Consider the following 12387-nt stretch of genomic DNA (forward strand, 5'->3'; position numbering starts at 1 on the left):
CGATGGGAGGGCGCAAGACTATCTTGGGCACAACACCATTTCGAAAGCCACACAATGTCCGCCTATGAAGACCGCCTGAAAGCCCTGCGCGAGGAACTGGCGCGGCGCCGGCTCGACGGGTTCGTCGTGCCGCTGACCGACGAGCATATGAGCGAATATGTCGGCGCCTATGCGCAGCGACTCGCATGGCTGACGGGGTTTCAGGGGTCGGCGGGGTCGGCCGTGGTGCTGCCCGCCGAGGCCGCGATCTTCATCGACGGGCGCTATACGCTGCAGGTGCGCGATCAGGTCGACGGCAAGCACTGGTCCTACCAATCGGTGCCGCAGACGAGCACGGCCGAATGGCTCGAGAAGAACGCCCCTGACGGCGGACGGATCGGCTATGATCCGTGGCTGCACACCAAGGGCTGGGTCGAGGCCGCGAAGAAGGCGCTTGCGAGCAAGGGCGCCGAGTTGGTCGCGGTGGATACCAACCCGATCGACTCCGTGTGGCCCGACAAGCCCGCGCCATCCGACGCGCGGCTGGTCGTTCAACCCGACGAACTGACCGGCCAGGCATCGGCGGCCAAGCGCGCCGAAATCGCCGACTGGCTGGAGAGCAAGAAGGCCAACAGCGCGGTGCTGTCCGCGCTCGATTCGATCGCCTGGACCTTCAATGTGCGCGGCACCGATGTCGAACGCACCCCGGTCGCGCTGGCCTATGCGCTGGTCCATGCCGATGCGACCGCCGACCTCTATGTGGCATCGGACAAGATCGACGACGTGGTTCGCCAGCATCTCGGCAACGGCGTGCGCGTGCATGATCGCACCGCGTTCGAACCCGCGCTGCGCGCGCTGGCGGGCAAGACCGTCGCGGTCGATCCCGAACGCGCGGTCGCGGCGATCTTCGAATCGCTGTCCAAGGGCGGCGCGACCCTGATCGAGACGCGCGATCCCGCGGTGCTGCCCAAGGCGATCAAGAATGCCGTCGAAGTGGCGGGCCACAAGTCCGCGCAGGCGCGCGACGGCGCGGCCCTCAGCCGCTTCCTCCACTGGTTGTCGGTGGAAGCGCCCAAAGGCGAACTCGACGAACTGACCGCGCAAACGAAACTCCGCGCCTTCCGCGACGAAACCGGTCTGCTGCGCGATCTGAGCTTCGACACCATATCGGGCGCGGGCCCCAATGGCGCGGTCGTCCATTATCGCGCCAGCGAGGAAACCAACCGCCCGCTCGAACGCGGCAGCCTCTATCTGGTGGATTCTGGCGGCCAATATCAGGACGGCACCACCGACGTGACCCGCACCGTCGCGATCGGCGAGCCGACCGCGGAGATGCGCGATCGTTATACCCGCGTGCTGAAAGGCCATATCGCGATCGCGAGCGCCATCTTCCCCAAGGGCACGCGCGGCGGGCAGCTCGATATCCTCGCGCGCCAATATCTGTGGGCCGCCGGCCTCGATTATGCGCACGGCACCGGGCACGGCGTCGGCAGCTATCTGTCGGTGCATGAGGGACCGCAGCGTATCGCCACCTTCGGCGGGGGCGACGAGCCGCTCCAGATCGGCATGATCCTTTCGAACGAGCCGGGTTACTACAAGACGGGCGAGTACGGCATCCGCATCGAGAATCTGATTCTCACCGTGCCCGTCGCAATCGATGGCGCCGAGAAGGAAATGTACGGCTTCGAGACACTCACGCTCGCCCCCTATGAGCGCGCGTTGATCGATATTTCGATGCTGACGGCTGACGAGCTTGCGTGGATTAACGCCTATCATGCAAGGGTTTCCGCCGAAATCGGCAGCCAGCTGGAGGGCGATGCAAAAGCGTGGATCGAGGCGGCGACGGCCGAACTGAATTAACCTTAGTTAACGCCTCACCGCGCCGCGGGCACGCTTCACAGAAGCGACGCCCAGTGTTAAATAATCCGACAGCGAAGGGGCCGGCTCCACGGGGGACATTGGCGGCCTGCCCCTGCGTTTGCGCCTGCCGGCAGAACCGGTTGGCGGATCAGGGCATAGGGTCGGATGCGTTTGCTTGGCTGGCGCCGGATTATCGTTTGCGTAAGCGCGGCGCCCCTCATCTGGGGGGCGCTGGGTGGCGCTGCGCCGTTGTGGACCGTCGCCGACGTCGATCAACGCCTGCTTGCCGTCCACAATGCCGAACGCGCCCGACTGGGCATCCCGCCGCTCGTCTGGAACGACAAGCTCGCCGCGCGGGCTGCGCAATGGGCCGACGAACTGACCGAGATGGACGGGCTCGAACATGCCGACGACGCCGATTATGACGACGGCAGCTCGGTCGAGGGCGAAAATCTGTGGCGCGGGACCAAAGGCTTCTACACGCCCGAACAGATGGTCGGGCTCTGGATCGACGAGCGCAAGATCTTCGTCAACGGCCCCTTCCCCAAGAACGCCACCAACGGCCGCTGGCGCGACGTGGGCCATTATACCCAGCTCGTCTGGCGATCGACGACCCAGATCGGCTGTGCCATCGCGGCCAGCAAGGAGGACGAGATCCTGGTCTGCCGCTATGTCGAAGGCGGCAATGTCATCGGCGAGAAGCCCTACTGAGCCTCGGGTTCGTCGGCGCCTGCAGCCGCCTTCGCATCATCCTGCACAGCACGCGCCTGCGCCTTGCGCCGCTTCAGATTTTCGCGAAGCTGCCGAGCGAGCCGTTCGGCGCGATCTTCGGGGGTGGAACGGGCGGATCCGGACATGACGATGCGATGCCATCGTCCGCGATATGCCGCAACCGCCTTGACGGACGCCCCACCATTCGCCATAGCCCCGCCACCCCGAGCGGCTACCCGCCGCACGGCGCCGCAATTTGCTGGCGATGCTGCCGTAGCTCAGTGGTAGAGCGCATCCTTGGTAAGGCTGAGGTCGTGAGTTCAATCCTCACCGGCAGCACCAGCATCCCGTGAAAACTCAATGACTTAACCACCCCTTCGGGGGAACGCGGACTATTACGCGCAGCTCCCAGGAGCAAACGTAATAACCGCGTAATTCCCGTGAGGTGTAGTGGTTTCGGCGCAATATACGCGATTGTCTCAGGGGAAGGCTTTCCCCTGCCGCCGCGCCAAAGTCGCGACGGACCCCTTCTGCGGGCGGCTCCGCCCCCGCAACGCCCCGATAGAGAGTGAGAGGAAAACCGGAATTTCCGTGACGGGTAAGGGCTGAGAGAGAGGCTCTCGGCGCCCGTCGTGGAGATTTCCCATGGCGACTATCCTCACTCAATCCGACACGTCCCGACCGGTCTCGGCTGGCTACAAGGTCGATATTTCTCGCGGTCAACGCATCGGCCGCGCTTCGTCCGAGTGGTTCTCGCGTCCCGACGACGAGCGGTTCCTGTCGCTCTCGTCGCTCCATGCCGCAGTGAAGACACGGGCGGATCGCGCTACGGCTCGCACTGTCGAAACTCGCGACGTCCAGGTTGAGGCCAGCCGGGACGATGCGGAGCGGCTGGCTCTTCTCATGCCCGGTCGCGACGAGCCGGTCGTGCCGACCCACTGGTCGTTCGGCCAGCTCTGCAGCCTCGTCGGTGCCCCCTCGGGCTACCTCCGGCAGCTTCCGGCACCGCTCGCCGCGATCAACATGCAGCACGGGCTGCTGTCCCATCGAGCCGAGCTCATGAAGATGCTCGAGACCGATGATGGCCGGATCGAACTGCGTGCCGTCACCGGTCCGGACTATGGCCGCATCTGGGATCATGAGCTGGTCGCGGCGGTGATGAAGATCGCGGGCGACGGCACCGGCGACACGCGTTGGAAGGTGCCCGGCCTGCTTGACTGGTCGACCATGACCCACAATCCGTTCGTCGAGGTGACCAAGGATACGACCACGCTCTACGCGAGCGATCGCGACGTCTTCCTCTTCCTGGTCGACGATGCGCATCCGATCGAAGCGGGCCGTCTCCCGAATGGCGATCCCGATCTCTTCTTCCGGGGCTTCTACGCCTGGAACAGCGAGGTAGGCTCGAAGACTCTCGGCATCGCCTCCTTCTATCTTCGAGCGGTCTGCATGAACCGCAACATCTGGGGTGCGGAAGGCTTCGAGGAGATCAGCATCCGCCACAGCAAGTTCGCCGCCAATCGCTTCGCGCATGAGGCGGCGCCGGCGCTGGAGAATTTCGCGACGTCGTCGCCAGCGTCGTTCATGGCTGGGATCAAGGCTGCGCGAGAGCGTATCGTCGCCCGGAGTGATGACGACAGGCAGGATTTCCTGCGCAAGCGTGGCTTCTCGAAAGGCGACACCGACCGGATCATCGCGACGGTGCTCGACGAAGAGGGCCACCCTCCCGCCTCTATCTTCGATTTCGTCCAGGGCATCACGGCGATCGCGCGCGACAAGCCCCATCAGGACACCCGCCTCGAGTTCGAAGGCAAGGCTGCGAAGCTTCTCGCCAGGGCCTGACACCCATCCTGCTAAAGGAAAGGAGCGATCCGATGATCGTCCTGACGCCGACTGCCCGCTTCGCGTTGCGGGCAAATCATATCAACCGCCGGGCCGCCGCCGAACGCAGGCAATTCGAGCCCGACCCGACCCCCGTGATCAAATTCTTCAACCCACTCGGGGCGCAGACCTGGCTCGCCACCGAGCTCGCCGACGACGACGATGCCGTCTGGGGACTCGCTGACCTTGGCTTTGGGTGCCCGGAGGTTGGCCCCTGGTCGTTGAGCGAGCTCTCCTCGATCCGGCTGCCGTTCGGCATGAGCATCGAGATCGACCAGAACTTCTCATCCGGCGTGCCGATTTCAGTCTGGGCGGCATGGTCCCGCCGGACCGGATGATCCTCTGGACCGAGGCGCTGTTCCGGCGGTCGCCCCCAACCGGCCTGCCTCCCGATCACTGACCCATATTCGGGCTCTGGCGCGGCTCTCACCCTCTTAGAGGGAGAGGGCTGCGCCGGCTCCATGACGGGTTGAGGGTCGAGAGAGAGTCTCCCGGCCGCCCGTCATGGAGAAGACCCATGACCAAGCATGTGAAGATCGTCCTCAGCGGTTCGCGGGACATCCCGTTCAATCAGCTGGTGCTGAGCCAGGCCAACGTCCGGCGCGTGAAGGCGGGGGTCTCGATCGACGCCCTCGCCGCCGACATCGCTCGCCGCGGCCTGCTCCAGAGCCTGACGGTCCGCGCCCAGCGTGATGCCGAAGGTAATGAGACTGGCCTGTTCGAGGTGCCGGCCGGCGGCCGCCGCTTCCGCGCGCTCGAAAAGCTGGTGAAGCAGCGTCGGATGGCGAAGACAGAGCCGGTGCCCTGCATCGTGCGCGATGACGACCAGATCTCGGCTGAGGAAGACTCGCTCGCCGAGAACGTCCATCGCGAGGCGCTGCATCCGCTCGATCAGTTCCGCGCGATGCAGCAGCTCGTGACCCAGGGTACCGACGTCGAGACGATCGCCGCCACCTTCATGGTGACGCCCGCCGTCGTGAAGCAGCGGCTGCGCCTCGCGTCCGTCTCTCCCAAGCTGCACGAGGTCTACGCCGAGGACGGCATGACACTCGAACAGCTGATGGCCTTCTCGGTGTCTGAAGACCATGAGCGCCAGGAGCAGGTCTGGGACATGCTCCAGTCGAGCTACAACCAGCAGCCCTATATGATCCGGTCCAAGCTGACGGAGCAGTCGGTTCGCGCCACGGACAAGCGCGTCCGCTTCGTCGGACTTGACGCCTATGTCGCTGCCGGCGGCTATGTCCTGCGCGATCTGTTCGAGGACGATCAGGGCGGCTGGCTGCAAGACGTGGCCTTGCTCGACCGGATGGTCGAAGAGAAGCTGAAGGCGGAGGGCGCGCGCATCGGCGAGGAAGGCTGGAAGTGGGTCGCGGTCGCGGTGGACTTTCCCTACGACTATGACGAAGACATGCGCATCATCGACGGCGACCAGCCGGAGATGACCGAAGCCGACGAGGCCCGGCTTGCGGCGCTGCGCGAGGAAGCCGAGGCGCTCGAAGAGGAATGGTCCGGCGCGGCCGACGTGCCCGACGAGGTCGATGCCCGCGTCACCGCGATCGACGAGGAGATCAGCGCGATCGTCTCGCGCCCGCTCGTCTATCAGCCGACTGAGATGGCGCGCGCCGGCGTATTCGTCAGCATTGACAGCGACGGCTCGCTCTACATCGAGCGCGGCTATGTTCGGCCGGAAGACGAGCCCGCCCAGGAGCCTGCTGAAGCCGCGGAGCAGGACGTCGAGCTGCCTGCCGATGACCAGCGCGAGACTGAGGATGGCGGCGCCCGCCCGGCGATCGTCACCAACGGTGGCGCGCCTGGTGCGGTTGATCCCGGCGAAGAGGATGAGCAGGACGACCTGCTCCGCCCCTTGCCCGACCGTCTCGTCACTGAGCTGACCACGCATCGCACGCTCGCTTTGCGCAATGCGGTGGCCTCTCACCCGCAGGTCGCGTTCGCCGCTGTTCTCCACGCGCTCGCGCTCGACACCTTCTACCACTACTCCTCGGGCACGAGTTGCGTCGAAATCTCGGTTCGCGGCGGCAGCCTCGGCACCCACGCGCCGGGCATGGGAGACAGCGCCTCGGCGCGCGCGATCGACCAGCGGCACGAGAGCTGGGCCGAACGCTTGCCCGATCAGCCCCAGGATCTCTGGGACGTGCTGATCGCGCTCAGTGCCGAGGATCAAGCGGCGCTCTTCGCGCACTGCGCGTCCTTCGGCATCAACGCGGTCTGGGAGCCGGCCAACCGCTACAATGACGGTCGCGTCTCCGCGCGGACTGTCTCGGGCCGGATCGAGCACAGCCATGTCCTCGGTCGCGCCGCCGCTCTCGACATGGTCGCCGCTGGCTGGACCGCCACCGTCGACAATTACCTCGGCCGGGTGACCAAGGCCCGCATCCTGAGCGCGGTCGACGAAGCGAAGGGCGCCGAGGCCGCGGCGCGCCTGTCGGGTCTCAAGAAGCCCGAGATGGCCAAGGAAGCTGAGTCTCTGCTTGCCGATAGCGGCTGGCTCGCCGAGCCCCTGCGCACACCGGCGCTCGAAGCGGTCGAAGAACCGGCGGCGATCGACGGCGAACTGGTCGTGGAGCCCGAGGCGGCCCAGGAGCACGATGGTCTGGAGGACGAGGAGTCCTTGGCCATTGCCGCTGAATAGCTCAGCGCACCTTGGGGCCTGTCGGATCGGCAGGCCCCATATTTTTGGGAGACGCTTATGGCCTCCATTGCTTCGGAGATTTCTCAGCGGCTCGCCGATAATGCCGAAGCCGTCTGTCGCCGCTATCTGTCCAAGGGCCGAAAGGAAGGCCGTTATTGGCTGGTCGGTGACGTGCACAACACGCCCGGCCGCAGCCTCTATGTTCGCCTATCCGCGTCTCCTGATGGCCGCGGCGCCGCCGGCAAATGGACCGACGCCCAGAACGGCGATCATGGCGATCTTCTCGACATCATCACCGCCGCGCGCAGTTGCCGCACGATGCGGGAGACGCTCGACGAGGCCCGGCGCTTCCTCAGCATGCCGATCACGCCTGCGACCGAAGATCCGCCAGCGCGTCGCACCAAGGCTCCGACCGGGACACCCGAAGCGGCTCGGCGTCTGCGGGCGGCATCGAAGCCAGTCTTTCACAGCCTGGCGGCGACCTATCTGGCATCCCGGCACATCACCGACCTCACCGGCTGCGATGCGCTCGGTTACCACCCACATTGCTGGTATCGCGCCTCGGAAGACGACGATCCCGATGTCCTCCCCGCATGGCCCGCGATGATCGCTGCCGTCACGGATCTGGATGGCACCATCACTGGCGTGCACCGGACCTGGCTGGCGCCCGACGGTTCCGACAAGGCCCCCGTCGTCTATCCCCGTCGTGCCATGGGCCATCTGCTTGGCCACGGTGTCCGCTTCGGGCAGAGCGGCAGGGTCATGGTCGCTGGCGAAGGTATCGAGACCATGTTGTCGCTTCGCCAGGTCATGCCCTCCGCCGGAGCGATCGCTGGCCTCTCCGCCGCACACCTTGCCGCCATCCTGTTCCCGGCCGGACTGCAACGGCTCTATGTCGCCCGCGACGACGATCCTGCCGGAGCTGGCGCCGTCGCGACGCTGACAGAACGTGCGACGGCGACGGGCATCGAGATCGTGCCGCTCGAACCGCGCCTCGATGACTTCAACAGCGATCTGCGGACCTTTGGTCGCGAACGCCTCGCGGCCAACCTTCGTGCCCAGCTTCGGGCCGAGGACGCTCAGCTCTACCTGAGGACGGAGTGAGGCGGTCCGGTCGTCCACGACGTTTCAGCGGACGATTGTCAGACCTCATCGTCTAGGGCGGGCCGCGCCCGGCCTTCCTTGAGAGGGCGACTGCGGCAAACGGCCCGGGCCGGCAATGGCTGCGCCGCGGCTATTTTCCGCCGGGGCTGCGCCCCTTTGCATCGCGAACCAAAATAGCCGCGCTGCGCCATCCTTCGCTGGCGCTCCGGCCGCGCTCTTCAAGCGCGGTTCTGGCCCGGGCCGCCTGCCGCCGGTCGTCGCCAGGAAGGCCGCGAGAGGCGCGGCTCCAGCGACGGAGGATCACATGACCATCGACACCGATCTCGACGAAAACGAACCTCAGCCCGGTTCCACCGCCTACCTCCTGCAGGAAATGCAGCTCTACGGTCACCGGCCCTTCGAAGATGAGCCCGACTACCGCCCGTTGCCGGACGCCCGTACAGCCGGGGGCGCCATCGCCGACATATTCGAAGCCTTGATCTCTTCTCTGATCGACACTCGGATCGAGCCCGACCTCGAAAATCTCGCCTGGGGCATCGTCAATGTCTTCCACCGTGCCGGCGAACGGATCGAGCGCGAGCTCGACGACAACGAGCGCGCGCAGAAGTGCCTCCAGCGCGAGCAGGACGGCAGCGAGGTAAAATCGGTCGAGCTGGAAAGGCGCATCGCCGAAGGCATCACGATGATCGAGCGCCGCGACACTATGGAATTCTTCAGAGACGCAGCCGCGGACCAGTTCCGCACGCATATCCGCAAGGCGTGGCTTCCTCGCTCAGGTGCGATGGTCAACCGCAAGATGCTGACCTCGGCGGTGCTCGACAGCCGCAAGCAGATAGAAAGGCGCGCATATCAGGATACCCGCGTCCTTAACCCCGACGGCGTCCTGATCGCATTCACCGGAGGGGCCGAGTTCAACGATCACCAGCTGATCTACGCCACGCTCGACAAGGTTCATGCTCAGCTACCCGACATGATCCTGCTGCACGGTGCGACACCGACCGGAGCCGAACGCATCGCTGCCTGCTGGGCGCGCGATCGCGACGTGCCGCAAAGGCCGTACAAGCCCGACTGGGAGCGCCATAAGAAAGCTGCACCGTTCAAGCGCAATGACGCGATGCTCGAAGCGGTTCCGAGGGGGGTAATCGTATTCCCGGGCACAGGCATTCAGGACAACCTCGCCGACAAAGCTCGCAAAATGGGCATCCGCCTGTGGGACTGTCGGAAGCGGTCAAACTGAAAGCGGCGACTACCCCGCCGTTCACCCCCGCTCCAATTTGGTCCGGTCTTGTCAAAAGCTGTCCAACAGACTGGTGAAACGCGACAGTCAGAGAGCAGATGCATGAATGAGTGGCTGCTTAGTGCAGCAACGCCAGAAGCGTTGTCGCCAGTTCATCTTTACGAAACGGCTTCGTCAACCTTGGACGGTCCGCATCTACGCCTGCCATTTCGGCATAGCCGGACACCAAGAGAACGGGGAGTTCCGGGCGGATGTGTTGCACATGGCGGGCGAGTTCGGTCCCCGTCATGCCCGGCATGAGGTGATCGGTAACGACGACATCGAACGCCTGATCACGCTCCAGCATTCGCACCGCCTCATCAGCAGAACTCGCTTCGACCACGGCGAAGCCGAGATCGGCGAGCATGTCGGCAGTGCTCATACGCACCAGCTCCTCGTCATCGACAAGGAGGGCTACTCCGCGGTCGGAGACTTCCTCTTCCAACCGGTTAGCGTTCGACGGCAAATCCGCTGCTTCGGTGCTGACGGGGAGCCATAGCTCGACAGTGGTGCCCATTCCCGGTTGGCTTTCAATTGTCAGCGCTCCACCCAGTTGGGAAGCCAGACCGTGCACCGATGACAGGCCGAGGCCAGTCCCTTGGCCGATGCCCTTGGTTGAGAAGAATGGCTCGATTGCGCGGGCGAGCGTCGCCTCATCCATCCCCGTACCGGTATCGGCGACCGAAAGGCGAATATAGGTTCCGCTAGCGAGCTGCGATCGATGGTCGCCGTCTACAGTCTCCGTGCTCGCCGTTATTCGCAGCGTACCACCGTCCGGCATCGCATCGCGTGCGTTCACCGAAAGGTTCAGAAGCGCCATTTCCAATTGGTTCGGGTCAGCCCGGCCCGGTGGCAGGTCTTCGGCGACATCCATGACAACCCTGATTTGTGGCCCCGTAGTGCTCTCGACCAGATCACCCATTCCGGCGACGAGCGCCGCCACGTCGACAGACACGGCTTGGAGCGGCTGACGCCGCGCAAACGCCAACAATCGCTGAACAAGCGTGCGGGCGCGCTCCGCCGATTGCATAGCGCCGGCGATAAGCCGCTGCTCACGCTCGCTACCGATGCCTCTGCGCTGAAGCATGTCGAGAGAACCGACGATCGGGGTCAGAAGATTGTTGAAGTCGTGAGCCACGCCGCCGGTGAGCTGCCCCATTGCCTCCATCTTCTGGCTTTGGCGCAGCGCGTCCTGAGCGCGGGCAAGCTCCGCCTCGCGCGCCTTTGCGTGGCTGAGATCGCGGCCGATCGCGATAAAGTTCACACCATCGGGTTCGGGCGCCACCGTCCACTCAATTGGCTTCCACCCGCCATCGCGCGTGCTGATGCGGTTTTCAAAACGCGCAGGCTGCCCCGTGTCCCGCATATTTTCGATTGCCGCCAATGTGGGCGGAGCATCGTCCGGATGCATGAAAGTGGCGTAGCCGTTTGAGAGCAATTCGCGCTCAGACCAGCCCAGGACCTGCGTCCAAGCGGGACTTACGGCTGACATCATGCCGCCATAGTCGGCCCGGGCAAGCATATCCTGCGACAAGTTCCACAGTCGGTCGCGCTCCGCCACACGCGCCTCGACCTGTAGCTCAAGTGTCTCGTTCAGCTCGCGCAGGCGCGCCTCGCTATCACGGAGGGCATGTTCGCCCCGGGCTCGCTCGACGGCGCTGCGCGTGCGCTCCGCGAACTCGCGGATAAGCGCAAGGTCGGCATCGCTCCAGTTCCGCACTTTCCCGTCATTAACGAAGAACACCGCCGCCAGCCGTCCGCGCTCCAAGACAGGCGCGTTCACGAAGGAACGCGTAGACTTGGCTTCCAGCGCGTCGGCGGCGGCGCCGGAAGTGCGCGGGTCAGACCGGGCATCGGCTATTACCGTGAACTCGCCGCGTTTAAGGCTGTCGATAAAGGAGCCATAATCCCTCAGCGAGGTAGTTCCGGCGAGGCTTTCGACCCCAGGCGCTGTCCAGTCACGATCGACGTAGAGCGTTTCGGCGTCATGATCTATCGCGCCGTACCCGACGCGCGTAACGCACAGCGTTTCACCTAAGATGCGCGCGGCGGCACTGGCGATGCCGGCCGGCTCCTGTACATCCTTCAGCGCCTCAGCGAAGTCGACCAGAGCCACGCGCCGGATCTCGGCCGCCTTTCTCTCGGTGATCTCCAGCACGCTACCTGCGACGCGAAGGCAACGGCCTGCTGCGTCAAACACACCACGGCCTTTGGCAGCGACCCAACGCTCGACGCCGTCTTCCTTCCCGATCGTGCGATATTCGACGTCATACAAGGCACGCGTGGCCGGGTCGGCGGCGGCGGCGTAGGCCAAGCTCGTCGCTTCGCGATCGTCGGGGTGTAGTCCGTTGTAGAAGTCGGCCATCGTGACCGGAACGTCCGGGGAGATACCAAACATCGCCTTGGTACGTGCTGGCCAGATCAAGCGGTCGTTGACAGCATCCACATCCCAAAAGCCCATCTCGGCGTTCTCGACCGCTAGTCGGAGCCGTTCCTCGCTTTCGCGAAGCTGCGCGGTTGTGTCGCGCAATTGGTATTGGCGGTCTCGGGCCTTGAGGGATGAGCGGATCGCCCCGAGCATCGCCTCCGCATGGAGAGGACGCTCCAGCAATACAACGTTGCCGAGCTCTGCAAGGCGATCGGTAGCGGATATCGACCGCGGCGAGCGTGATCCGTTGGCCAGCACCACGAAGGGGACGTCCGACCATGCAGGCTGTGCTGCAACCCACGAGGCGAGTTCGGAAAGCGGCGACGTCGCCAACGCCTCTTCCGTGATCAGAACCGTGCCCGCGCCTTGTTCGAGCATTTCAACGAGGTGGGACTGATCAGAGCAAATCTGTGCGTCGATGCCGTGTCGTGCCAGGAGCTCGGCGGCGATGGCGGCGTCCCGACCGCGGGGAGCGAGGATCAGAACCCGCTTGTGCAT

Annotated in this window: 9 protein-coding genes and 1 tRNA gene; 8 read left to right on the forward strand and 2 right to left on the reverse strand. The window is 64.9% G+C overall.

The window, feature by feature from the left end; translation table 11 throughout:
- Positions 1–54 precede the first annotated feature (54 nt).
- Both FYJ91_RS11500 and FYJ91_RS11505 read left to right on the forward strand, forming a co-directional pair.
- Positions 55–1839, forward strand: a complete 1785-nt coding sequence (locus FYJ91_RS11500; protein WP_149522453.1) for an aminopeptidase P family protein — start codon at positions 55–57, stop codon at positions 1837–1839.
- A 165-nt stretch (positions 1840–2004) separates the two neighbouring features.
- The gene (locus tag FYJ91_RS11505) at positions 2005–2550 is read left to right on the forward strand and encodes a CAP domain-containing protein (RefSeq protein ID WP_149522454.1); all 546 of its coding nucleotides are present in this window, start codon (positions 2005–2007) and stop codon (positions 2548–2550) included.
- On the opposite strand, the gene FYJ91_RS20630 is transcribed toward FYJ91_RS11505, so the two are convergent.
- Positions 2544–2696, reverse strand: a complete 153-nt coding sequence (locus FYJ91_RS20630; RefSeq protein WP_181008472.1) for a hypothetical protein — start codon at positions 2694–2696, stop codon at positions 2544–2546. The two genes, FYJ91_RS11505 and FYJ91_RS20630, sit on opposite strands and share 7 nt — an antisense overlap.
- A 121-nt stretch (positions 2697–2817) precedes the next feature.
- Between FYJ91_RS20630 and FYJ91_RS11510 the strand changes: the two genes are divergently transcribed.
- From FYJ91_RS11510 to FYJ91_RS11535, 6 genes are all read left to right on the forward strand, one after another.
- Positions 2818–2892, forward strand: a tRNA-Thr gene (locus tag FYJ91_RS11510).
- Positions 2893–3195: 303 nt separating this feature from the next.
- Positions 3196–4392, forward strand: coding sequence for a DUF932 domain-containing protein (locus FYJ91_RS11515; protein WP_149522455.1), 1197 nt, complete (start codon positions 3196–3198; stop codon positions 4390–4392).
- A 32-nt stretch (positions 4393–4424) separates the two neighbouring features.
- Positions 4425–4769, forward strand: a complete 345-nt coding sequence (locus tag FYJ91_RS11520) for a DUF2958 domain-containing protein (protein WP_149522456.1) — start codon at positions 4425–4427, stop codon at positions 4767–4769.
- Positions 4770–4948: 179 nt separating this feature from the next.
- On the forward strand, positions 4949–7081 hold the full coding sequence (locus FYJ91_RS11525) for a ParB/RepB/Spo0J family partition protein (protein WP_149522457.1): 2133 nt from the start codon (positions 4949–4951) through the stop codon (positions 7079–7081).
- Between the two features lie 57 nt (positions 7082–7138).
- Positions 7139–8185: a DUF7146 domain-containing protein gene (locus FYJ91_RS11530; protein WP_149522458.1), complete on the forward strand. Its 1047-nt coding sequence runs from the start codon at positions 7139–7141 to the stop codon at positions 8183–8185.
- Positions 8186–8489: 304 nt separating this feature from the next.
- Complete coding sequence (locus tag FYJ91_RS11535) at positions 8490–9422, forward strand: DUF2493 domain-containing protein (protein ID WP_149522459.1); 933 nt, start codon at positions 8490–8492, stop codon at positions 9420–9422.
- 118 nt (positions 9423–9540) lie between these two features.
- Here the strand turns inward: FYJ91_RS11535 and FYJ91_RS11540 are convergent, their stop codons facing one another.
- A complete protein-coding gene (locus FYJ91_RS11540; protein WP_149522460.1) occupies positions 9541–12387 on the reverse strand; it encodes a hybrid sensor histidine kinase/response regulator in 2847 nt (948 codons plus the stop codon).

Origin of the sequence: Sphingomonas montanisoli (genome assembly GCF_008274695.1) — a bacterium.
Taxonomy (GTDB): domain Bacteria; phylum Pseudomonadota; class Alphaproteobacteria; order Sphingomonadales; family Sphingomonadaceae; genus Rhizorhabdus; species Rhizorhabdus montanisoli.